21 protein-coding genes are annotated in these 22,913 nt (G+C 70.4%); 12 read left to right on the top strand and 9 right to left on the bottom strand.

Annotation, left to right across the window (positions count from 1 at the left end; all coding sequences use genetic code 11):
• Positions 1 to 174 precede the first annotated feature (174 nt).
• Positions 175 to 1,104, top strand: a complete 930-nt coding sequence (dmeF, locus tag IPI43_16820) for a CDF family Co(II)/Ni(II) efflux transporter DmeF (protein ID MBK7775770.1) — start codon at positions 175 to 177, stop codon at positions 1,102 to 1,104.
• A gap of 33 nt (positions 1,105 to 1,137) precedes the next feature.
• Here the strand turns inward: dmeF and IPI43_16815 are convergent, their stop codons facing one another.
• Positions 1,138 to 1,461 (bottom strand): hypothetical protein, encoded by a 324-nt coding sequence (locus IPI43_16815; protein ID MBK7775769.1) that lies wholly within the window; start codon positions 1,459 to 1,461, stop codon positions 1,138 to 1,140.
• Between the two features lie 198 nt (positions 1,462 to 1,659).
• On the opposite strand from IPI43_16815, the gene trpB reads away from it, so the two are divergent.
• The 8 genes from trpB to IPI43_16775 all read left to right on the top strand — a co-directional run bounded on the left by trpB (position 1,660) and on the right by IPI43_16775 (position 11,187).
• Positions 1,660 to 2,868 (top strand): tryptophan synthase subunit beta, encoded by a 1,209-nt coding sequence (gene trpB / locus IPI43_16810; GenBank protein ID MBK7775768.1) that lies wholly within the window; start codon positions 1,660 to 1,662, stop codon positions 2,866 to 2,868.
• 19 nt (positions 2,869 to 2,887) lie between these two features.
• A complete protein-coding gene (locus IPI43_16805) occupies positions 2,888 to 3,688 on the top strand; it encodes a tryptophan synthase subunit alpha (protein ID MBK7775767.1) in 801 nt (266 codons plus the stop codon).
• 145 nt (positions 3,689 to 3,833) lie between these two features.
• Positions 3,834 to 5,201: an ammonium transporter gene (gene amt / locus IPI43_16800; GenBank protein MBK7775766.1), complete on the top strand. Its 1,368-nt coding sequence runs from the start codon at positions 3,834 to 3,836 to the stop codon at positions 5,199 to 5,201.
• Between the two features lie 113 nt (positions 5,202 to 5,314).
• Positions 5,315 to 6,676, top strand: coding sequence for a glutamine synthetase (locus tag IPI43_16795; protein ID MBK7775765.1), 1,362 nt, complete (start codon positions 5,315 to 5,317; stop codon positions 6,674 to 6,676).
• Position 6,677: 1 nt separating this feature from the next.
• Positions 6,678 to 8,393: a 1-acyl-sn-glycerol-3-phosphate acyltransferase gene (locus IPI43_16790; GenBank protein MBK7775764.1), complete on the top strand. Its 1,716-nt coding sequence runs from the start codon at positions 6,678 to 6,680 to the stop codon at positions 8,391 to 8,393.
• Positions 8,390 to 9,397: an NAD(P)-binding domain-containing protein gene (locus IPI43_16785; protein MBK7775763.1), complete on the top strand. Its 1,008-nt coding sequence runs from the start codon at positions 8,390 to 8,392 to the stop codon at positions 9,395 to 9,397. Before IPI43_16790 ends, IPI43_16785 begins: the two co-directional genes overlap by 4 nt.
• Positions 9,398 to 9,407: 10 nt before the next feature.
• On the top strand, positions 9,408 to 10,559 hold the full coding sequence (locus IPI43_16780; protein ID MBK7775762.1) for an iron-containing alcohol dehydrogenase: 1,152 nt from the start codon (positions 9,408 to 9,410) through the stop codon (positions 10,557 to 10,559).
• A gap of 10 nt (positions 10,560 to 10,569) precedes the next feature.
• Positions 10,570 to 11,187 carry a DUF721 domain-containing protein gene (locus tag IPI43_16775; GenBank protein ID MBK7775761.1) on the top strand — a complete coding sequence of 206 codons (618 nt, stop codon included), beginning with the start codon at positions 10,570 to 10,572 and terminating at the stop codon, positions 11,185 to 11,187.
• 79 nt (positions 11,188 to 11,266) lie between these two features.
• On the opposite strand, the gene IPI43_16770 is transcribed toward IPI43_16775, so the two are convergent.
• The 5 genes from IPI43_16770 to IPI43_16750 form a co-directional block, all read right to left on the bottom strand.
• A complete protein-coding gene (locus IPI43_16770) occupies positions 11,267 to 11,830 on the bottom strand; it encodes a hypothetical protein (protein ID MBK7775760.1) in 564 nt (187 codons plus the stop codon).
• 126 nt (positions 11,831 to 11,956) lie between these two features.
• Entirely contained in the window at positions 11,957 to 13,786 is a 1,830-nt protein-coding gene (locus tag IPI43_16765) for a putative metal-binding motif-containing protein (protein ID MBK7775759.1), read from the bottom strand.
• A complete protein-coding gene (locus tag IPI43_16760; protein MBK7775758.1) occupies positions 13,786 to 14,760 on the bottom strand; it encodes a PEGA domain-containing protein in 975 nt (324 codons plus the stop codon). The genes IPI43_16765 and IPI43_16760 overlap by 1 nt, the downstream gene beginning before the upstream one ends.
• A gap of 66 nt (positions 14,761 to 14,826) precedes the next feature.
• On the bottom strand, positions 14,827 to 15,570 hold the full coding sequence (locus IPI43_16755) for a hypothetical protein (GenBank protein MBK7775757.1): 744 nt from the start codon (positions 15,568 to 15,570) through the stop codon (positions 14,827 to 14,829).
• The gene (locus IPI43_16750) at positions 15,563 to 16,117 is read right to left on the bottom strand and encodes an RNA polymerase sigma factor (GenBank protein ID MBK7775756.1); all 555 of its coding nucleotides are present in this window, start codon (positions 16,115 to 16,117) and stop codon (positions 15,563 to 15,565) included. Before IPI43_16750 ends, IPI43_16755 begins: the two co-directional genes overlap by 8 nt.
• 283 nt (positions 16,118 to 16,400) lie before the next feature.
• Here IPI43_16750 and IPI43_16745 point away from each other — a divergent pair, with 283 nt between their 5' ends.
• Both IPI43_16745 and IPI43_16740 read left to right on the top strand, forming a co-directional pair.
• Positions 16,401 to 16,724, top strand: a complete 324-nt coding sequence (locus IPI43_16745; protein MBK7775755.1) for a DUF2752 domain-containing protein — start codon at positions 16,401 to 16,403, stop codon at positions 16,722 to 16,724.
• A gap of 109 nt (positions 16,725 to 16,833) precedes the next feature.
• Positions 16,834 to 17,181, top strand: a complete 348-nt coding sequence (locus tag IPI43_16740) for a hypothetical protein (protein ID MBK7775754.1) — start codon at positions 16,834 to 16,836, stop codon at positions 17,179 to 17,181.
• A gap of 979 nt (positions 17,182 to 18,160) precedes the next feature.
• Here the strand turns inward: IPI43_16740 and IPI43_16735 are convergent.
• Both IPI43_16735 and IPI43_16730 read right to left on the bottom strand, forming a co-directional pair.
• Positions 18,161 to 18,847, bottom strand: a complete 687-nt coding sequence (locus tag IPI43_16735) for a DUF501 domain-containing protein (protein MBK7775753.1) — start codon at positions 18,845 to 18,847, stop codon at positions 18,161 to 18,163.
• Positions 18,757 to 19,491, bottom strand: a complete 735-nt coding sequence (locus tag IPI43_16730; protein MBK7775752.1) for a glutathione S-transferase — start codon at positions 19,489 to 19,491, stop codon at positions 18,757 to 18,759. Before IPI43_16730 ends, IPI43_16735 begins: the two co-directional genes overlap by 91 nt.
• Before the next feature lie 135 nt (positions 19,492 to 19,626).
• Here IPI43_16730 and IPI43_16725 point away from each other — a divergent pair, with 135 nt between their 5' ends.
• Positions 19,627 to 21,843 carry a bifunctional SulP family inorganic anion transporter/carbonic anhydrase gene (locus IPI43_16725; protein MBK7775751.1) on the top strand — a complete coding sequence of 739 codons (2,217 nt, stop codon included), beginning with the start codon at positions 19,627 to 19,629 and terminating at the stop codon, positions 21,841 to 21,843.
• A 3-nt stretch (positions 21,844 to 21,846) separates the two neighbouring features.
• Here IPI43_16725 and IPI43_16720 read toward each other — a convergent pair whose 3' ends face one another.
• A complete protein-coding gene (locus tag IPI43_16720; GenBank protein MBK7775750.1) occupies positions 21,847 to 22,911 on the bottom strand; it encodes a YkgJ family cysteine cluster protein in 1,065 nt (354 codons plus the stop codon).
• Between the last annotated feature and the right edge of the window lie 2 nt (positions 22,912 to 22,913).

Here is a 22,913-nt window from a genome sequence, read left to right as displayed (position 1 = left end):
TGCTCCGCCGACAGTTGAGATGAAGGGCCCCGGGCGGCCCCTCCCTCCCTGGGCGCGGAGGGTGGCGCGCCAGCACATCGAGTCAAGGCGTTCCCGCGGCTCGCCATTCGGGCCAGACGCATCACAATGCAGCCGTCGATGTCGAGCACCGAGTTCACCTCTGAAGACGCCGCCATGCGTAAGCCGCTCCCTCCCGGAAAGAGGGAGCGCGGCGTGTGGTGGGTGGTGCTGCTGACGGCCCTGATGATGGTGGTGGAGATCGTGGTCGGCTACGCCACCAACTCCATGGCGCTCCTGGCGGACGGCTGGCACATGGCCACGCACGTCGGCGCGCTGGGCCTCTCGGGGGCCGCCTACGTGTTCTCCCGTCGCTTCGCAGCCCACCGCGCGTTCGCGTTCGGCACCGGCAAGGTGCAGGCCATCGCGGGGTACACCAGCGCCCTGGCGCTCGGGCTGGTGGCCGTGGCCATGATGGTCGAGTCGGTGCAGCGGCTCATGACCCCCCTGACCATCGACTTCGAGGTCTCGCTGCCGGTCGCTGTGGTGGGGCTTGTGGTGAACCTGGCCAGCGTGGCGTTGCTGCACGTCAACGACGAGCGCGAAGCAGAAGAGCCGCACCACGACCATGACGACCACGGACACGGTCACGGGCATGGCCACGGAGAGGACCACAACCACCAGGCCGCCCTGCTGCACGTCATCGCGGACGCGCTCACCAGCGCCCTGGCCATCGGCGCGCTGCTGGCAGGACGCTACCTGCGCTGGGACTGGCTCGACGCGGTCTCGGGGATCATCGGCGGGCTCGTCATCCTCAAGTGGGGCCTAGGCCTCGCGCGCCACGCCGCGGCCGAGCTGCTGGACGTGAACCCGTCGCTGGCCGTGGAAGACGACCTGCGCGCCACGCTCACGCAGCATGACGGGGCGCGCGTGATCGACCTGCACGTCTGGCCGCTGGGCGGCGGTGCGCTGGCCTGCGTGGTCACGCTGGAGGCCGCCGAACACGACGTGCTGCACTACCGCGAGCGGCTGGCGCGCTTCGAGTTCAAGCACCTGACGGTGGAGCTGCGGCGCCCGGTGGGCGAGGCGCAGGCCGCCGACGGCTGAGCCCCGTCCCGCGGGTCAGCGCGAGGGCGCGGGTCAGCGCAAAGGCATCTTTCCCGGGTAGACGCTCTCGCGGACGGCGACGTGCTCGTCGGTGGACTCACCAGCGTGGGGCAGCCGCAGGCCGGGGCTGCTGGGCCGCAGATCGCGCGTGACGCTGCGGCGCCGCGCCCCTTCGGTCATGGACTCCATGTCTTCCAACAGGTGGCGAAAGAAGTCGCGCATGGCCGGAACATCGAAGTCCACCGGCATGCCCTCGCCGTCCACCAGCGTGCCTCCAATCACGCGCCAGGGTCCCGGGTGGAACGAGCGTGCGGCCATCAGGCGAGCACGGATCTCATATCGCTGTTCTTCGGACATGGCTTGCTCCCGGTGGAGGCCCTCGCACGGTCCCCCGACGTTACGCCCACACAAACTCCGACACGAGGCCAATTCACCTACATTTCAGGCCATTCTTCGACGCAAGAGTTAGTCACAACAGAATACTCCCGTGTCGCGAGACATGCACGTCAGCCAGAGCGCTTTCCCTGGCGCCCGAAGCGCGCTACCTCTCCTTCGATGCCCACCACGACCTCCCGCCCCGGATATTTTGGGCCCTATGGCGGCCGCTTCGTTGCCGAGACGCTCATGCCGGCGCTCGAGGAGCTGGCCCAGGCCTACGCCGCCATCGGCCGCGACCCCTCGTTCCAGGCGGAGCTCGACGAGCTGCTCACGCACTACGTGGGCCGCGAGACGCCGCTGTACCAGGCGCGCCGGCTGAGCGCCGAGGTGGGCCTCGACGTGTGGCTCAAGCGCGAGGACCTGTGCCACACGGGCGCGCACAAGGTGAACAACACGCTCGGGCAGGTGCTGCTCGCCAAGCGCATGGGCAAGACGCGCATCATCGCCGAGACGGGCGCGGGCCAGCACGGCGTGGCCACCGCCACCGCGTGCGCGCTCATGGGGCTGCCCTGCGTGGTCTTCATGGGCGCCGAGGACGTGCGGCGTCAGGCCCCCAACGTGAAGCGCATGGAGCTGCTGGGCGCGGAGGTGCACCCCGTGCACTCGGGCTCGTCCACGCTGAAGGACGCCATGAACGAGGCGCTGCGCGACTGGGTCACCAACGTGGCCACCACATATTACTGCGTGGGCTCGGCGGCCGGTCCGGCGCCCTACCCCACCATCGTGCGCGACTTCCAGTCCGTCATCGGGCGTGAGGCGCGCGTGCAGATCCTGGAGCGCACCGGCAAGCTCCCCGCCGCTGCCGTGGCGTGCGTGGGCGGCGGCAGCAACGCCATTGGCCTCTTCGCAGGCTTCATGGACGACGCCGACGTGCGGCTGATTGGCGTGGAGGCCGCCGGTGACGGTCTCGACACCAGCCGGCACGCCGCGCCGCTCAACGCGGGGCGCGTGGGCGTGCTGCACGGCGCCAAGAGCTACCTGCTTCAAGACGACGCGGGCCAGATCATCGAGGCGCACTCCGTGAGCGCCGGCCTCGACTACCCGGGCGTGGGTCCAGAGCACAGCTGGCTGAAGGACACGGGCCGCGCCACCTACGGCGCCGTCACGGACGACGAGGCGCTGGCGGCGTTCCAGCAGCTGTGCCGCACCGAGGGCATCATCCCCGCGCTCGAGTCGAGCCACGCGCTCGCGTACCTGCCCATGCTGCGCACACGCGATGGTCTGCCGGAGGGCGCCACCGTGGTGGTGTGCCTCTCGGGGCGCGGCGACAAGGACCTCGACAACGTCCAGGAGCAGCTCGCCCTGCGCCACCCCACCACGCACTGAGCCGAGAGACACGCCGCCCATGGGACGCATCCAACAAGCCTTCGAGCGCGCTCAGCAAGAGCAGCGCGCCGCCCTCGTCATCTACCTCTGCGCGGGTGACCCCGACCTCGCCACCACCGTGCGCCTGGTGTGCGCGGCCGCCGACGCGGGCGCCGACGTCATCGAGCTGGGCATGCCGTTCAGCGACCCCACCGCCGACGGCCCCACCATCCAGAAGGCCAGCGAGCGCGCGCTCGCGAAGGGCACCACCATGCGCGGCGCCATCGACGTGGTGCGCGAGGTGCGCAAGACGCACCAGGTGCCCGTGCTGCTGTTCGGCTACTACAACCCGGTGCTGTCGTACGGCGAGGTGAAGCTCGCCAACGACGCGGCCGACGCGGGCGCCGACGGCTTCCTGGTGGTGGACCTGCCGCCCGAGGAAGCCGGCCCGCTGCGAGACGCCGCCGTCGCGCGCGGCATGGACCTGGTGCCGCTCATCGCGCCCACCAGCCACGAAGAGCGCGTGCGCTTGGCCGCCGACACGGCCACGAGCTTCATCTACTACGTGTCCATGACCGGGGTGACCGGCGCCGTGGGCATCGACCTCCAGGCAGCCTCCGCGCGCGCGGGAGACCTGGCGAAGCAGATCGGCAAGCCCATCGCGCTGGGCTTCGGTGTCAGCACGCCCGACGACGTGCGCGTGGTGGCTGCGCACGTGGGCGGCGTGGTGGTGGGCAGCGCGGTGGTGCGCGCCATCGAGTCGGCGGCGTCTCCCGACGCGGCCGTGGCTGCCGTCACCGAGCTGGTGTCCGCGCTCGCCGCCACCACATCGCGCCGCTGATCTGCCGTCGTTCGCTGCGCGCCTCCTTTGTTTCGACCACGAAACGGCCTCGAAACATCGGCCCGACAGAGTCCCTGAGTACGAACGGAGAGCGTCCGATGGAGCGCCTCTGAAACTCATAGGTCTGTCGAACCCGGAGAAGCGCATGAAACGAATCTCACCATGGCTATTGGCGGGGGCACTCCTCGCGACCCCCAGCATCGCTCTCGCAGATGACGTGGACCCTGGCGTCTTCACTGCCAACAACGTGTGGATGATGGTCTGCACGGCGCTCGTGTTCATGATGCACTTGGGCTTCGCGACCCTGGAGACGGGCCTCACACGCTCGAAGAACACGGTCAACGTGCTGTTCAAGAACACGTTCATCGTCTGCATGGGCCTCCTCACCTACTACGTCGTCGGCTTCAACCTGATGTACCCCGGCGCCGCCTGGGTGATGCCCGGGGAGTTCCTCGGGTTCTCGGGGTTCGGCCTGACGCTGCCCGAGAACGGCGTGACCGCCGCGTACGCCGCGGGTGGATACACCTACTGGACCGACTTCCTCTTCCAGGGGATGTTCGCCGCCACCTGCGCCACGATCATCTCGGGTGCCGTGGCCGAGCGCGTGAAGCTGACGAGCTTCATGCTCGCCGCCACCCTCTTCGTGGCGTTCGTGTACCCCATCGCGGGCTCGTGGAAGTGGGGCTACGGTTGGCTCCACGACATGGGCTTCCACGACTTCGCTGGCTCCACGCTGGTGCACTCGGTGGGTGGCTGGGGAGCCCTCGTGGCCGTGTTCTTGCTCGGGCCCCGCATCGGCAAGTACGCCAAGGACGGCAGCGTGATGCCGATCCCCGGCGGTAGCATGCCGCTCGCGACCATCGGCGCGCTGGTGCTCTGGATGGGCTGGTTCGGCTTCAACGGCGGCTCGGTGCTCTCGGCGGATCCGGCGATGACCTCGTTCGTCCTGGTCACCACCTCGCTCGGGGCTGCCTCGGGCGGCATGGGCGCGCTCGTCGCCTACATGTTCGTCTCGAAGAAGCCCGACCTCTCCATGCTGCTCAACGGCATCCTCGCGGGCCTGGTGGGCATCACCGCGGGCGCAGACGTCATCACGCCGATGGAGGCCTTGATCATCGGCTTCATCGCCGGCTGCCTGGTGGTCGGGGCCGTGCTCTTCTTCGACAAGATCAAGCTCGACGACCCGGTCGGCGCCACCAGCGTCCACTTGGTGTGTGGCGTGTGGGGCACCCTGGCGGTCGGCATCTTCGGCGAGGGCAAGTCCTTCACCGCGCAGCTGACCGGCGTGGCCGCCTATGGCGCGTTCACCGTGGTCTGCTCGTTCCTCATCTTCGGCATCATCAAGAAGACGATGGGCCTGCGGGTCAGCGAGGAAGAGGAGATCGAGGGCCTCGACATCGGCGAGCACGGGATGCACGCCTACGACATGGGGTCGATCTCGGCGCACTCCGGTGGGTCTTCGTCCGAGTCTGCCTCCATGAGTGGCATGAGCTCCGAGGCGGCCGCGGTCTGACGCCGACGCGAGCGATGTGACGAAGAGGCCCGCCGGTTGGTGGGCCTCTTCGCTTTCGCGTTGACGGGATTTCATTCTCCGACCGACGCGATCCTGGTGTTACCCTCACGACCGTGACGACAGACCTCCTCGAGTCCCTCGCACAGCGCGGCCTCCGCAAGGTGAAGGTCGGCGGGTTCGACGTCGACGGCCTCCTGCGCGGCAAGTTCATCCACCCGGACAAGCTGCCCGGGGCGCTCGGCAAGGGCTTCGGCTTCTGCGACGTGATCTTCGGCTGGGACATCACCGACGCGCTGTACGACAACGCCACGGTCACTGGCTGGCACAGCGGCTACCCGGACGCGCTCGCGCGCGTGGACCCGAGCACCCTGCGCGTGCTGCCCCAAGAGCCGGACACGGCGCACTTCCTGGTGGACTTCTACACGCCCGACGGGAAGCCGCACCCAGCCTGCCCGCGCAACCTGCTGAAGCGTTTGATCGCGCGCGCCGAGGCCAGCGGCTACCGCCCCAAGTTCGGCGCCGAGTTCGAGTTCTGGGTGTTCCGCGAGACGCCGCAGACGCTCGAGCAGAAGAGCTATGCCGGGCTCGACCCGCTCAGCCCGGGCATGTTCGGCTACTCGCTGGTGCGCGCGGGCCAGCACGCCGAGTTCGTGCACGACATGCTGGACACGCTCGCGGCGTACGGCATCCCGCTCGAGGGCCTGCACACCGAGACGGGCCCCGGCGTGTGGGAGGCGTGCATTCCCTATGACGACGCGCTGCCCGCCGCCGACAAGGCCGCGCTGCTGAAGACCACGCTCAAGCTCGTGGCCGCGCGCCACGGGTTGGCCATCACGTTCATGGCCAAGTGGAACGCGGCGCTGCCCGGCTCGAGCGGGCACCTGCACCAGTCGCTGTGGGACTCCACCGGGGAGACCAACCTGTTCGGTGACCCGAAGGGCCTCTACGGGCTGAGCACGCTGGCGCAGCAGTACCTCGCTGGCGTGGTGGACACGGGGCCCGAGCTGACCGCGCTGTATGCGCCCTTCGTGAACAGCTACAAGCGCTACGTGCCCGGCGTGTGGGCGCCCATGACCGCGGGCTGGGGCTTCGAGAACCGCACTAGCATGGTGCGCGTCATCGGCGGCGGCGGGGCTGCCGGCAGCGTGTCGGCCACGCGCCTCGAGCTGCGCCAGACCGGCGCGGACATCAACCCGTACATCGCCATGGCCACGTCGCTGGGCGCGGGCCTGCACGGCATCGAGCAGGGCCTCACGCTGCCGCCCGAGACGCGCGGCGACGCCAGCAGCCAGGGCCGGCCGGTGCCGCCCACGCTGGAGCACGCGGTGGATGCGCTGCGTGGCAGCGAGCGCGCCAAGCAGATCCTGGGCGAGGCGTTCGTGGACCACTACGTGCGCACGCGCGACTGGGAAGCCCGCGAGTACCGCAAGGCCGTCAGCCAGTGGGAGCTGCGCCGTTACTTCGAGGCGGTCTGACATGGCACTCGGTCGCCGCTTCTCCGAACGCCCCCTCCGGCTGCCCCGCTTCCGGGCCTACGTGCCCGCGCCCGACGCGCCGGCCATCTACTGGTTCAACAGCGAGCGCGACGACATCGTGCGCGAGGTGGTGGAGCGCGTGGGTGGCGTGCACGGGGCGAGCGCCCGCGCCGTGGAGCTCATGCTGAACGACGCCGCGCTGCACGAGGTGCGCCGCCTCACCTCGCAGCGCGACGAGGAGACCCACGAGTCGCTGGGCTTCTGGAAGGGCGTCAGCCGCAGCATCGCGCGCATGAGCGACGTGGAGAAGCAGCGCACGCTGGGCACCGTGGCCGAGCGCATGGCGCGCGACGTGGCCGGCAACTTCGACCCGCGCGTGTTCGAGATGGCCACCGCCGCGGGGCCCAAGATGCTGAGCGCCATCATGCAGCCCTCGCGCGTGCCCAAGGACCTCGCGTCCGGCAGCAGCGCCATCGACGAGCTGCTCACGGTGGAGGGCGACGTGGCCCACCTGCGGCGCCTGCAGGAGCACGGCACCCTGGTGTACGTACCCACGCACTCGTCCAACCTGGACTCCATGGTGCTGGCGCAGGCGCTCGAGCGGAAGGGCCTCTCGCCGGTGGTCTACGGCGCGGGCAAGAACCTCTTCACCAACCCCATCATCGCCTTCGGCATGCACAACCTGGGCGCATACCGGGTGGACCGCCGCATCCGCGCGCGCCTCTACAAAGACGTCCTCAAGGCCTACGCGTCGGTCATGGTGGAGCGCGGCTACCACTCGTTGTTCTTCCCGGGTGGCACGCGCTCGCGCTCGGGGCTCATCGAGCAGCGCCTCAAGCTGGGCCTCTTGGGCTCGGCCGTGGAGGCCTTCTCGCGCAACCAGGTGCAGGGGCTCGAGCGGCGCGTCTACATCGTGCCCACCACCATCAACTACGCGCTGGTGCTGGAGGCCGAGACGCTGGTGGAGGACTGGCTCAAGGAAGAGGGCCAGGCGCGCTACATCATCACGGACGACGAGTTCTCGCGCATCGAGCGCTGGTACGACTTCTTCCGCCGCATGCGCGACCAGCGGGCCGCGTGTGTCATCCGCTTCGGCGCACCGGTGGACCCTTATGGCAACCCGGTGGACGCCGACGGACGCTCGCTCACGCCCAGCGGGCGCGTCATCGACCCGGGCAGCTACGTGCTGCGCGGCGGCGAGCCCACGCTCGACGTGGCGCGCGACCAGGCCTACACGCGCGAGCTGGGCGACGTGCTGTCCGCGCGCTTCCTGTCGGACACGGTGCTCATGACCACCAACGTGGTGGCGCACGCGCTGTTCCGGCACCTGGTGCGCGAGACGCCTTCGGTAGACCTCTTCTCGCGGCTGCGCCTGCGCGGCGACATCACCATCGAGCGGGGCGCGCTGCGGCGCGAGGTGGGGCAGCTGCGTGATGCGCTGGTGGAGCTCGAGCGGCGGGGCCAGGTGCGCGTGAGCAACCTGGTACGCACGGCGGACCCGGAGACGCTGGTCGAGCGCGCGCTCAGCGTGTGGCTCGGCTACCACAAGCGCATCGCCGCGCGCGAGGTGGGCAGCTACGTGAGCGCCGAGGACCCCACGCTGCTCATCTACTACCAGAACAGGTTGGTGCCGTTCGCCACGCAGGTGGCGAAGGACCTGGACGCCCCCACGCAGCGCGCGGCCCACGAGATCGCGCGCATTGGAGCGCACCGATGAAGCGCGCACCGCACGAAGCCCGGGCCAGCCGCGACGTGGGCGTCGCCGTGGTGGGCGGCGGCGAGTTCGGCCGCTCGCTGGCCACCGCCGTGGCGCGCTCTGCGGGCGCCGTCCTGCACTACTCTCGCTCGGGCAACGCGCTGGTGGACGCCGAGGTCGAGGGCACGGTGTACGCCACCTCGGATCTCGCTGACCTGCGCGACGCCGAGTTGCTCTTCCTGGCCGTGCCGAGCCCCTACGTGGACGACGTGGCGCGCAGCCTCGACCAGCACCTCGATGGGCGCCACATGCTGGTGCACGTGAGCCGCGGGCTGGCCACCGGCGACGGCGCGGGCACCGGGGCGCTCACGCTGGTGACCCTGAGCGAGACCCTGCGCACCCTCACCGCCTGCCGCCGGGTGGGCGCGCTGGCCGGGCCGCTGGTGCCCGAGTCGCTGGCCACCACCAAGCCGGGCGGCGCCATCATCGGAACCCCCTTCCCCGAGGTGGCCGACGCGGTCCGCGCCGCGCTGGGTGGGCCGAGCATGCGCCTGTACGACACGGACGACCTGCTGGGCGTGGAGATCGCCAGCGCCTGCGTGGGCGTGCTGGCCATCGCCGTGGGCGTGGCGCGCGGGCTGGGCGTGGGCCCCGGCGCCCTCGCGCTGCTGTGCACACGCGGCATGGCCGAGGCCACGCGCGTGGGGCTCGAGGTGGGCGCAGAAGCCAGCACCTTCGCGGGGTTGGCGGGCTTCGGCGACCTGGTGGCCTGCGTGGCCGGCGACGACCGCGTGGAGCTGGGCCTCGGTCAGCGCCTGGCTCAGGGCCACGGCGTGGCCGGCGCGCTCTCCGAGCTGGGTGGCCACGTGGAGGGCGTGTTGCTGGCGCCCCGCATCGCGCACTTCGCCGAAGAGGCCGGACTCGACACTCCCATCCTCGCCGCGATCGCCGCGCTGGTGGGCGGCGCCCTCGGTCCCCAGGAGGCCCTCGCGTCCCTCATGGCGCGCATCGTCCACAAGGAGTAAAACGGCCGTCATGATCTCCGTCTGGAGCTTCCCCACGCGTGTCCTCTTCGGTGCCGGAGCGGTCGAGCGAGTCGGTCCCGAGGCCGCGCGCCTCGGCGCCAAGCGCGCCTTCATCGTGAGCGACGAGGGCGTCGTCGCCGCCGGCATGGTGGAGACGGTGGCCACCCGCCTGGGCGCCGTGGGCATCGCCCACTCCGTCTACAGCGGCATCTCGTCCAACCCGCTCGAGTCCGAGGTGCTCAGCGCGGCGGAGGCCTATCGCTCGGCCGGCTGCGACATGATCATCGGGCTCGGCGGCGGCAGCCCGCTCGACGTGGCCAAGCTGGTGCGCGTGGCCGTCACGCACCCGCTGCCGCTCGCCATCTACGACGACGCGGTCAACGGCGGCGAGCACATCGTGAACCCGCTGCCCGCCATGATCGCCATCCCCACCACGGCGGGCACCGGCAGCGAGGTGGGCCGCAGCGGCGTGCTCACCATTCAGGCCACCAACCGCAAGACGGTCATCTTCGCGCCGTCGCTCATCCCCAACGTGGCCATCCTGGACCCCCTGCTCACGGTGGCCCTGCCCCCCCGCACCACGGCGGCCACGGGCATGGACGCGCTCACGCACTGCATCGAGGCCTACTGCGCGCTCGGCGACCACCCCATGGCCGACGCCATCGCGCTCGAGGGCGTGTCGCTCATCGCCAAGCACCTGGTCACCGCCGTGCACGACGGCAACGACCTCGCCGCGCGCGGGGCCATGCTGAAGGCCGCCATGATGGGCGCCGTGGCGTTCCAGAAGGGCCTCGGCGCGTGCCACTCGCTGGCGCACCCGCTTTCGGCCGAGAACGGCATGCACCACGGCCTCGCCAACGCGCTGTGCCTGCCCGCCGTGCTGGACTTCAACCGCGGCGCCGTGCCGCTGAAGATCGCGCGCCTGGCTGGCCTGCTGGGCGCCCGCGGCGAAGACAAAGAGACGCTGGCCTTCGAGTGCGCCGGCGCCGTGCGCGCGCTGCGCAAGAAGATTGGCCTGCCCGACGGCCTCGACGCCGCCGACGTCGCCGAGGCCGGCCTGCCGCGCCTGGCCAAGCTGGCGTTCGCGGACGGCTGCCACGCCAGCAACCCGCGCCCATGCACCGAAGAGGACATGCTCGCGCTCTACCGGGCCTCGCTCTAGAGCGGATCGCATGACGCAGCCGCCCCCACCCGGCAACGGACTGCTCCCGCCCCGACGCATCACGCGCAAGCGGAAGCGCCGGGTGGGTGGCCTGGCCATGCTGGGCACCGCCCTGCGCGAGGTCTACCCGGGCAAAGAGCAGTTCGACGAGGCACTGGTGTTCGGCGGCTGGAACGACGCCGTGCCCCCGCGCGTGGCACTGAACGCCCAGCCCGTGCGCTTTCAGCGGGGCACGCTGCAGGTGCACGTGACCAGCCCCGTGTGGGCGCAAGAGCTCAGCTTCCTGAAGGAAGACCTGCTGCGTCAGTTGCGCGCCAAGGCGCCTCAGCTGAACGTGAAGGACGTGCGGTTCCGCGTGGGGCCGCTGCCGGAGGTGGCGCGCATTCCGAGCCTGGAGCGGCCGGTTCCGGTGCCGCCGCCGAGGCGCGCGGCGCTGACCCCGGAGCTGCAGCTGGCGCTCGAGTTCGTGCCGGATGAAGCGCTGCGCGAGATCATCCGCGAGACGGCGCGCGTGGGGCTGGGGCGGCTGGAAGAGCACGAGGCGCGAGTGAAGCGGGCCGAGGAGGCGAGGGAGCGGCGGCGGATGGAGGCTGCGCGGCAGGAACCGCGGGGGCCACGGCGGCGCTAAGCACCGTCGAAGACGAGCAACCGAGCGGAGCTTCGCCGGCCGCCACCGACCGACCCACGGTTCTCTGCCCGCGCTCCGCTCAGTGACAGATGAACGGAACGCCAGGGTCTGGAGTGGACAGCCCCGCCCCCCGCCAGGCCTGCGTCGCGAACACGTGCGGACATGCGTTCGCAACGCGGAGGCCTTCTGTCCACGAGGGACTCCACTCCTCCAGCTCGTAGAAACTGCGAGCCGGTGCACGGTCGACTTTGAGCAACAGGCGATAGTGCGTCCATGACAAGTCGAGGTTCAGCGCGCCGACCGCCGATGGCGATTCATCACTCGCTGCGTGATGAATCGAGCTGGCAACCGGGGTCCCAGGCAAGGGGAACTCATCACCCAGCGCGTGATGAGTCGAGAGCAACATGGGGTACTCGAGGTAGAACTGCCGAAACCAACGCAGGTTGGTGGCCGAGTAGCCGCGCCCGAAGCGCACGCTCAAGGCCTCGGAGAGAGTCTCGATCAGGCGTTCCCCGTATTCGCCCTTGCGTGCGCCGGCCTGCTCTCCTTCGACAATTTCACGCCCCACCAGCCAGTTCGCCACCACGTGGGTCGAGTTCACGCTGCGGGCCACGCGGGCCTGCGCGCTCTCGAGGATGGCCACCACCCGCTGGACAACTTTGGCTGGAGAGCGCGGGGAGCGCTTGGCAAGCGTGGGGGTCCTACGCTTTGGCTTTGCGGGGGCCAACGGTCACCTCCATTCGCTTGGGGTCAGGTCTGGCCAGCGGACTCAGTGGCAGGTGAGCGGCACGCCCAGGAGCGCGCTCTCCGTCGCGGCCCGCACGAACACCCGCTCGAGGGGGCCCACGCCCGCCACGTCTTCCACGCGCGTGGCCAGGTCGTAGTCGTTGACGCCCGTCGCTGAAGCGGTGATCACGCCGCCGCCGTCGACTGCCTCACCGTCGAACGCTGCGACGCGGTCGATGTAGAGCGTGCCCGCCGTGTCGCGCGTGGACGAGGTCATGGGAGCGGAGGCGCTGTCGGCGCCGCCCCAGACGATGTACCAACCGCCCGTCTCGCCATCCACGTCCACGCCGCCGCGCTGTGCGTCCGGGGCCAGGAAGCCGCGCGAGGCGTAGGCGATGCGTGGCGCCCGGAAAAGCCCGGGGCCGTCCAGCGACTTGATGGGGTCCATGGTGAACGCGTTGGGCTCGCTGCCCGCGTCGAGGCCCAGCGTGAGCCGCGCGAAGCGTACGCGCCCTTCCGCGCCGCAGGCGGAGAGCCAGGTGACGCCCACCAGCGCCTCGGTCTCGGTGCCCGTCACCGGCGAGACCGCGAGGGCCACGTCGTTGGCGGCCGCGTCGCCGGTGGTGACCGTGCCCACCAGGGTGACGCCCGCGAGCGCGGGGATCTCGATGCCGGTGCGCGAGTCCAGCGTGCCGGACGTGTAGGCGCCGGTGTTGGTGGGCGGCGCGACCTGGGCCGGCACGTAGTACACGGCGATGTCGCCCGCGGCGTCCGGGAAGGCCACCAGGAAGCCCTCGCCCAGCGCGATGACCGCGGGAGGAGAGCCGGAGCGCGTGGTCCCGAGCGTCTCGGGTTGCCCCTCGCCCGTGACTTCCACGCGGTCGGGCACCGCACCGCCCGTGCGCGCGATGACGCCCAGCAGCTCCACATCGACAGCATCGGGAGCGCCGCACACGGAGCGCGTGGCCGGCGCCGAGAGGAACGCCAGGGCGCCGATGGGGCCGTTCATGGCGATGGCCGGCTGCGTGAGCCCGCAGGCCGTGACCACCGTGCCCGAGATGCCCGCGATGGCGTCGGCGCAGGCCTGGGTGGTGTTCATGGAGCAGAAGGCCGACGTGGCCACGGGCTGGATGCCGAGGTACGCGTTGGAGCGGCGCGCGGGCCCGATGGCCACGACGGCCTCGGGAGACTCTGGGCTGGCCACGCCGAGGCGCAGCTGCCCGGCCGCGCAGCCCAGGGTGGACACCTGCGCATAGACCACGGCCTCGCCCGCGTTGGCAACCGCCACGCGGGAGCCTGCACACTGGTTCACGGCAGCCGTCGGGTCTCCGCGGAAGCAGCGCGCGCCCATGCCGGCGTTCGTGAGCTGGGTGCTGACCAGGGTCTCACCGGTGTGCGTCTGGTACGTGGGGACGGCCCCCGAGAGGACGCCAGCGCCCGTGCTGCTCGGACTCTCCACGCGCCCGAAGAGCTGTTCGGTGCCCGTGTTCCACACGACGATCTCCGGGGCCCCTGGGGCCGTGGTCACCTCGGTGGCGCGGCCGTCGCGCACGATGCTGCTGGTCTGCCCCACCACGGGGATGCCCTCCGCGCGCTCGTCCACCACGCCGTCGCAGTCGTTGTCGGCGCCGTCACAGATCTCGGAGTCCGTGACGAGCACGCACTCGCGCCGGGCTTCGTCGACGTCGAGCTGGCAGACGTATTGCTGACAGCTGTTCGGTTGGTCTTCGTCGGTGAGCACCAAGCAGTCCTCGCTGACCTCGCACTCGCCGAGTGGGAAGTCCCACAGCTTCGTCAGGGTGCAGCCCCCTAGCAGGCTGCTGCCGAGCAGGGCGGTGAGCGAGAGGCTGCGCATGAAGTGGAGCGTGCGCATCAGAACGACCCCCCGAGGCGCAGGTCGAAGCCGCCGCGCGCCACGGTCCCGTCGAAGTAGAGCCGTGGCCGGGAGGCCGACGCTGCCTCTTCCTCGTCATCGTCATCACCCCCGAAGTTGGTGGTGAACCCCAGGATGAGCGCCGTGGCGCCGAACAGCAGCGCCGTGCCGAAGAGCACGTCGGCGCCGATGGACAGGCCGCGGATGCGGTCGCGCTCGGCCTGCGTGGCGATGGTGATGGCCTGTGCCCCGCCGGCCGCGTTGGCGGCGTCCACCCGGTTGCGGGCGGCGCGCGCGACGATGCCGAGCGCCACCCCGCCGACCAGGGCGGCCCCTGCGACTCCCACGCTGCCGTAGAAGAGCACGGGGCTGGTGCCCTCGTACTCCTCGGCCAGCGCTGCCAGCTCGAACGTGAGCGCGCGCGCCTCGCGGGCAGGGAGCTGCACCTCTTGGCGCTCCACCTCGAAGCCCGTGGCGCGCACCTCCACCTGGTGCGTGCCGCCGGGCACCATGAACTCGGTCTCGTCTTCGCCCACGCGCTGCCCGTCGATCCAAACCACGAAGTGCTCGGTGTTGACGGTGACCGTGATGGTCCCGAGCAGGCTGCGCAGCACCTGGATCTTGCCGCGCACCTCGCCGGCGTCTTCCGCATCGGCGCCGCCCTCGTCCAGGTAGCGCTGGTAGTACGACATGGCGCGCCCGTACTGGAACAGCTGCTCGTAGCACTGGCCGATGTTGTAGAGCACCAGGTAGTGCATGGGGTGGCCCTCTAGCAGGGTGCCCGCGCGCTCGAACTCGGCGAGCGCGGCGTTGAAGTTGCCCATCTCGAACAACTGCTCACCCGTGCCGATGCGCTCGCGGGCTTCGGCGAGGGCGGTGTCCGACGCGGTGGGTGCGGGCGCTTCCTCTGGAGGCGCGACCACCTGATCGACGGGCACCTCGTCCGCATGCGCTGCGCCGCTGGTCCCCAACATCAATGACAACACCGCGAGACGCAGCGTCCACCCAAAACCGCCGTGGTCAATCACGGGGCGAGCGTATCAGAGACCGCGACCGCGTTCGATAGCCCTGACGAACAGCAGGCCGAGCAGCAGCCAGACCCCCACCATGGCGTGCCCCAGCAGCATGTGCGCTCGGTCGACCACCGGGCAGTGCGCCTGGAGCAGGGTGTTTGCGGCCAGCCCCGCCGCCGAGGCCGCCGCCAGCGCGCCGAGCGAGCTGCCGCGATCCACCAGGCGGATGAGCGCATAGACCGGAAGCGCCAGGACCACCCCCACGAGCCCGCAGTGGCTGAAGAGCTCGCCGAGGCCTCGGGAGACATACGGGTCGTGTAGGTGCGCCGGCGGCAAGAGCCCCACCGCCGCCACCACCAGGACGGCGAGCACAGCGAGCCCATACGTCCAGCGACGCGGCAGCTCCGGGAGGTGCGCGCCGCGCGTGGCCACGGCCAGGCACAGCGCGAACGCGGCCACGAACGCCCCCAGCTCCAGGGAGAGGCGCCCGAGCGGATAGTGAGCCACGTCGGTCCGCGGGAAGGCCGCGAAGGTGCTCCCCACCAGCAGCACCAGCGACACCACGCCCAGCAGGTTGCGCTGCCACGCCGGCCGCTGGCGTACGCCCGCGAGGGGCCGAGCGTCTTCTTCCGTGATGCCCGCACGCACGCGCGCCGCCAGCGCCGACAGGTCCTCGGGGGCCACGTCGCGGGGCACTTCGGCCTCGGCGGCCGCGAGCCAGCGGCGGAGGTCCGCGTCGTCTTCCGGGTGCTGGATGTCCGTTTCAGTCATGGCCAAGCTCCGGCTCGAGGAGCTCCTTCAGGGTCTTGTATGCGCGATGGGCCCGAACTCTTACGGCGCCCTCGCTGGTTCCCACGATCTCGGCCACCTCGGCGAAGGGCCGCTCCTGCAGCCAGTGCAGCTCTACCACCTCCCGCTGCGAGGCCGGCAGCTGGCCGAGGGCTCGCCGCAGCAGGTCGGCCCGCTGGCGCGTCTCGAGCGGCTCGCGCTCGGCCACGGGCCCCGGGCGCGCATCGAGCGTGTCGTCCAGCGAGGTCTTGCGGCGCTTGGTGCGGCGCCAGTGCTCACGCACCAGGTTCATGGCGATGGTCATCACCCAGGGCCGCAAGCGCGCGTCTTGCCGGAAGTCGTGCCGGGCCGCGTGCAGCCGCACGAAGGTCTCCTGCACCACGTCGCGCGCCTGGTCCTCGGTCTCGAGCTGACGGCGCGCCACGCGCAGCAGCAGCCCAGCGTAGCGCTGGAAGAGCTCGTCGAACGCCGCACGGTCGCCACCGCAGTAAGCGCGCATCAGCTCCTCGTCGGACCTGGCTTCCGGCATCGCGCGAGAAGGTACGCGCCACCCCGTGCATGGTCGAGCCCTCGGGGCCCTTGACGGCAGGCGACCCGGGGGCGAAGGTCGCTCCGTGTCCATCTCCGACCCGCACGCCGAGCAGCCCCCTCACGATGCCGACCCCGGGCGCCCGCTCGGCTTCGGGGTGCAGGCGCCACGCGTGCCGGTGCGCCCGTCCAGCTGGCTCTCGCGGCTCGGGTGGTTCTTCTTCTTCATCATCCCGCTCGCAGTGGTCATCACCGCCACGCAGCTCACGCCCGCCGCCGAGGGCATGGGCACCCACCAGCAGCTCGGCCTCCCGCCGTGCGGCTTCCTGGTGATCACGGGCATCCCCTGCCCCGGGTGCGGGCTCACCACGAGCTTCGCGCACATGGTCCGCGGTCAGTTCACCGGGGCTACGTACGCCAACCCCTTCGGCGTGATGCTCTTCCTGGTCACGTTCTTCACCATCCCCATCGCGGCGGTGGGCCTCTACCGCGGCACCCCCGTGCTGGACACGCTGGAGCGCCTGCACGCGGAGAAGTGGGCCATCCTGCTGTCGGTGACGTCGATCTTGGTGTGGGTGGTCCGCGTGGCGCGTCACATGCTGGGCTGAGGGGGCATTCCATGCGGGGCCGATTCGGCTTGCTGCAAGGTGCTCTGCTGCCCCCGGCTGGAAGCCTCGCGCCCCCCCGCCTTTCCGACCGCCGCGGACCTCGGACGCGGTGGCCGTCGCGCCAGACGGCACGTTCAACGGCATTCTCGACGTGCAGTTCTGGACGCGCGCAGCGGCGAAGAAGAAGCGGCGGAAGAGCCAGAAGAAGCCGAGCCGACACCTTCGTCGTCGTAAGCGAGACACCGAGATGAAGCACTGGAGTGCATCCGTCGAGAGCGTCAACCAGGTCCTCGAGAAGCACGCTCCTGGCGTCCGATCTTGGTTCGTGATGGACCGCGAGGCGGATGAGTCCAAGCTGCTCAGGCAACTCGGACAGGCTGGCACATGGTTCACGATCCGGGCTGCCCAGGACCTGGTCGAGTGGCGAGGCAAGTCGACGAGACTGTCTCGGCGGTGAGCGCGCAGCCTCTGGGTCGACGCGTCTTGCAGGTCCCCGATCGCACTCGTGCTGCCCGTACTGCGAAGTCGTCATTCGCGCAAGGTCCCTGAAACAATGCTCCCAGGCGAGACGAGCGGGTCGCGCTCGAAGTCGGCGTGGTCAGTCCTCGAAGTGCGGAACACCAGCACGCCCATTCACTGGGTCCTGCTCACGAACCGTCCCTGGCGAGCTCCGGACGCCGAGCGCGTCATCGACAGCTATCGCCGCGCTGGCGAATCGAAGAGTTTCATCGGACGTGGAGGCCGGCGGCTGCGACGCCGAAAACATCCACCTCCGCAGCGCCGACGGAATCCGGAAATGGGCCATCCCCCTCCGCCTCTGTGGCCGCACGAACCGAACACCCAAGCGGCTGGCTCGCACCCCCGCCTGAACCGCCACCGCCCCCCCGAAGACGGATCCAAGTCCTCATCTTCGCCCGCCCCCCCCGCCTCAGCCGGTTCCCGACGGATTCCCCCGATAAACCCCCTGGATCGCCGACCTCGGTGGGTGGGCCGGTCACTACACCAAGTACGAACCCGGCTCGACCACGATTGCTCGCGGCCTCGTCGAGTTGGCCCGCTACATGGAGTTCTTCTCAGCGATCGCTGAACACCCAGAACTCGCCAAAAAGCTGATGAAGAAGCGATGAGTGGGCAGGCTGGAAGCCGGGGGCAGCAGACCAGGCCTGGACCTGCCGAAAGTCCGCCCTTGGGCGGACTACCCGATCGACAACAGGGTGTGTTCTACCAAGGGTGGCCGGACGCAATGTCTGAGTACCCTCAGTAGGGCAAACCCTGCTGGGAGCCACGTAGTCCGCCGCCGAAAGGCGGGGGACTTTATGCTCATCAGCCAGCTGGTTTGCTGCCCCCGGCTTCCAGCCGGGGGTGCCCATTGTCCCTTGCAGCAAGGCGATTCGGCCCGCGGACGAGATGTGTAGGATCACCAGGCTTCACTCGCTTCACTCCGGGGTACCCAGCTCCCGCTCCGGCTCGCTCCAGGCGGCCGCGCGCTCCCAGCCTTCGCCCGCAGCCCGCGGAGCCACGCACGGCGTGGGGCAACACGCCGGCAGCGTTTGCAGCGCCACGCGCTCACCCACCGGGTTCGCGTGCCCTGCCAGGAAGTCGGCGGCGTGCGCGTGCAGGCACTTCACCCCCGCACGCCCAGCGTCATCCACGCGGATACCGGCCACGCCGCCCAGCGGCGGGTAGGCGACGTCGGCGGCCACCAGCGCGTCACGCTCGGCGGCGTAGCGCTCGTGGGCGGCGCGCATCTGCTCTGCCACCGCGCTGTCGTCTTCGAGCAGTTGGTCCATGCGGCGCACCTCGCCCGCGCCCTCGAGCCGCGCGATGCGCCGGTGCAGCAGCGGGCACGTGAGCCAGTAGCGTGTGGGGAACGGCTCGCCCGAGTCCAGCACGGGCGGCATGCGCACCACGACCGGCAGGCCGAGCGAGCAGCGCCGCGCGACCTCGGGCGCACCCCGCGGCGGGCGCCCCAGCTGGGCACCAAGGATGGCAAGGTCGTCCGCGCGGGCACCTCCCGCGGGCTCGGGATGCGTCACGCCGACCTCAGCCGATGCCGCTCGTACAGCCCGTCGCGCCACTCGAGCAGGTCGGTGTACTCGCGCGCCAGCACGGGGTCTTGCCATGCCCGGCGCGTGCGCGGGTCGAGTGGGATGAAGCGGTCGGACACCGGCTCCACGAACTGCAGCATGACCGCCATGGAGATGTCGGCGAACGTGAGCCCGTCGTAGAGATAGGGGCGGCCGCGGAGCTCCGCGCGCAGGGTGGCGCAGGCGTCGCGCAGGGCAGCGCCATCACCAGGACAAGCCCCCGCGTGCTTGCGGGCGAACCAGGCCATGACCAGCGGCGAGCTCGGGTACATGACGCTGCGCAGGGGGCGCGGGACGCCCGCGTCAATCTGCGCCCGCATGGCATCCGAGTCTTCCCGGATGTTGTCCACCAAGCGCACCCGGGCCAGCGCGCACGCGTCTTGGCCACGCTCGTGCCAGCGCCGGATGCCCTCGCGGCAGCCCTCGGGGAACAGCGTGGACCCGCGCCCCACGGCCTCGGCGCGCTGCGCGATGTCCCAGCACTCGGAGAGCACCTCACCGCCGTCGAAGAGCACCGGGACCGTGGCCTTGCCGCGCACGTTCTTGGTGGCCAGCCGCAGCTTGGGCTCGCCCAGCAGGATCTTGTACTCCTCGTAGCGGTACGCGACCCCGTGATGGTCGAGGGCCCAGCGCGCCTTCTCCGACCAGGGCGAGTAGTGAAGCGCCACCAGCTTTCTCATGACGGCGATGGTAGCTTGACGGCGCGGGGAAGCCCAGCGCCCCCCCGCGAGCGCCGAGGGAGAATCATCTCGAGCACACTTGATGCCTGGCGGTTCCGCTGTTATGCGGATTCCCCCATAAATTCGCAGGAGTCCATGAAGTCCCTGACCCTCCAGTACGCCGGCCGTGACGTCATGGCGGGCGTCGTCGTCTACCTCGTCGCGCTCCCTCTCTGCCTCGGTGTCGCCCTCGCGTCCGGTGCACCACTCGCCTCGGGCATCATCGCAGGCGTCCTCGGCGGCATCGTGGTCGGCCTGCTCAGCGGCTCGCACACCAGCGTGGCCGGTCCCGCCGCGGGCCTCACCGCGGTCGTGGCCGTGCAAATCTCGCAGCTCGGCTCCTTCGAGGCCTTCCTCGTGGCGGTGGTGCTGGCTGGCGTCATGCAGGTGGCGCTCGGCATCGCGCGCGCGGGCTTCATCAGCTCGTTCTTCCCCAACTCGGTCATCAAGGGCCTGCTCGCGGCGATTGGCGTCATCCTCATCCTGAAGCAGATCCCGCACCTCTTGGGCCACGACCAAGACCCCGAAGGTGAGATGTCGTTCCAGCAGCCCGACGGCGAGAACTCCATCACGGAGCTGCTGGCGGCGTTCTTCGACATTCAGCCCGGCGCGGTCCTCATCAGCGTGCTGTCCATCCTGATCCTGGTCTACTGGGACAAGGTCAAGGTGCTCAAGCAGAGCCCCGTCCCCTCCGCGCTGGTCGTGGTGCTCTTCGGTGTGGCTGCCAACGCGGTGATGCAGGCCACCGCCAGCCCCTGGGTGGTGACCGGGTCGCATCTGGTGCAGGTGCCCGTCTCGGCCAGCGTCTCCGACGCGGCAGGTCTGCTCGCCTTCCCGGACTGGTCCATCCTGAGCAACTCGGCGGTCTACATGGCCGCGCTCACGCTGGCCATCGTGGCCACGCTCGAGACGCTGCTCAACCTGGACGCCGTGGATCAACTCGACCCCGAGCAGCGCCGCTCGCCGCCCAACCGCGAGCTCGTGGCGCAGGGCGTGGGCAACATCGTGGCCGGCCTGATCGGCGGCATTCCGGTCACCAGCGTCATCGTGCGCAGCAGCGTGAACATCAACGCGGGCGTGAAGACCAAGCTCAGCACCGTGGTGCACGGCGTCCTGCTGGCGGGCTCGGTGCTGCTCATCCCGGCGCTGCTCAACACCATCCCGCTCGCCGCGCTGGCGGCCATCCTGCTGGTCACCGGCTTCAAGCTGGCGAAGCCAGGCCTGTTCAAGCAGATGTGGGCCGACGGCCTGCAGCAGTTCCTGCCGTTCGTCTTCACGGTGGTGGTCATCGTGTTCACCGACCTCTTGGTGGGCGTGATGATCGGGCTCGGGGTGGCCACCATGTTCATCCTCTGGAGCAACCTGCGCCGCCCCGTGCAGCGGGTGGTGGAGAAGCACGCCAGCGGAGATGTGGTGCGCATCGAGCTGGCCAACCAGGTCAGCTTCCTGAACCGCGCCGCGCTCGAGAACGCCATGCGTGAGGTCCCGCGCGGGGGGCACCTGCTCATCGACGCGCGCCAGACCGACTACATCGACCCGGACATCGTGGACCTCATCCGCGACTTCATCGCCGAGACCGGCCCTGCTCTCGGCGTGGGCGTGAGCTGCATCGGCTTCAAGGGCACGTACGAGGTGCTCAACACGGGCATCAACTTCGAGGGCTACTCCACGCAGGCGGTGCAGCGCTCGGTCTCACCCGCAGACGTCCTCGCGCTGCTCAAGGTGGGGAACGAGCGCTTCCTGACGGGCACGCACCTGACACGTGACCTCAGCCACCAGATGGCGCGCACCACGCAGGGTCAGGCGCCGCTGGCCGTGGTGCTCAGCTGCATCGACAGCCGCGCCCCCGTGGAGCAGGTCTTCGATGTGGGCATCGGCGACATCTTCACGGTGCGCATCGCCGGCAACGTCACGAGCGAGAAGGTGCTGGGCAGCATCGAGTACGCCTGCAAGGTGGCGGGCGCCAAGCTCATCGTGGTGATGGGTCACACGCTGTGCGGCGCGGTGACCTCGGCCGTCACGCTGAAGGCCAACGGGCAGACCGCCGCGGAGACCACGGGGTGCGAGCACATCGACACGCTAGTGGGTGAGATCCAGGCGTGCATGCACCACGTCCCGGACCCCGCGACGCTGGCCGACCCCGAGCTCCGAGCCGCGCTGGTGGACGAAGTGGCCGGGCTCAACGTGCAGCGCACCATCGATGTCATCTCCACACAGAGCGCCGCGCTCCGGGCGCTGCTGGAGGACGGCAGCATCGCCATCGCGGGCTCCATGTACGACGTGGGCACCGGCCGTGTGCACTTCACGGCCTGAGGCTCACACCCGCATGTTCTTGGACACCACGTCGCGCCAGGCCTCGGCCTCGCCGACCACCTCGATGATGGTGAGCGCCTCGGCGGCGGCCCGCTCGGCGCTCTCCCCCTGCGCGCGGATCTCCTTCTCGCAGTGGCGCGCGATGGCCAGGCGCGTGGCCCAGTCGGCGCACGCCAGGTCGAAGGAGGTGAACTCGGTGAAGCGCAGCGACCAGATCGCGTCGGCGATGAAATCGGCGTAGACCTGCCGCGGCAGGCGCTGGGTGGTGGCGCGCGCCTGCGCGCGCTCGAATGCCGCGGCCCAGGGCCGCCCCGGCGTGCGCGGGCGAGCGCCCTCTTGGAGCACCAGGATGGCGTCCCCGAACCATGCGCTGGCCGTGCCGTAGCGCGTTCCGTCGCGGGCCTCGATGAGCTCCTGGGCCACGGCCTTCCACGTGTTGCGCTTGAGCCGCGGGAACGGCTCGGCCGTGAGCACGCTCCAGGGCGCCTTGCCCTTCTGCAGCTCGGCCAGCAGCGGGCGCTCCACCTCGAGCCACTGGTCGAACGAGACCTTCTTGCCCTTGCGCGTGAGGCGCACGCGCTTGACGCGGCGGTCCTCGAACAGGTGGCCGTCGTCGTCGCACAGGGCCGGGGCAGCGTGCTCGGCCTCGAGCAGCGGGCGGTCACCCATGGTGCGGCAGGGGCAGCGGTGCTCGGTGGTCACGCGCCCGCCGTAGGGGGTGGCCGTGAGGCCGATGGGGAACCGGCGGCAGCCCTCGGGCTTCTGCTCCGGCCCGTGATCCGCGTGGATGCGGCAGCGCATGTCCGCCTCGAGGAACACGCAGCCCCCGTCGGCGGCGGTGCACAGGGCGTGCTCTTCGTAGGCCTCGTCCCACACGGCGGAGCCCTCGAGGAACCCCTCCACGCGGTCCACCTCGGCCTGGTCGATGGGCCCAATCATGTGGATGTCCATGCAGCAGAGCCCGTCGCCGAAGCAGCGGTAGCGCGCCCCCGGACGGACCAACAGGGGCTCGATCTGGGCGCTCTTGCCCGCCTCGGCGCTCACCAGGGGCAACTTCGGGTCGGGCACGA

It is taken from the genome of Sandaracinaceae bacterium (assembly GCA_016706685.1).
Taxonomy (GTDB): domain Bacteria; phylum Myxococcota_A; class Polyangia; order Polyangiales; family Houyiibacteriaceae; genus JADJJE01.
The sequence above is the reverse complement of the archived record's forward strand: the minus strand, read 5'-3'. Positions and strand labels throughout refer to the sequence as shown.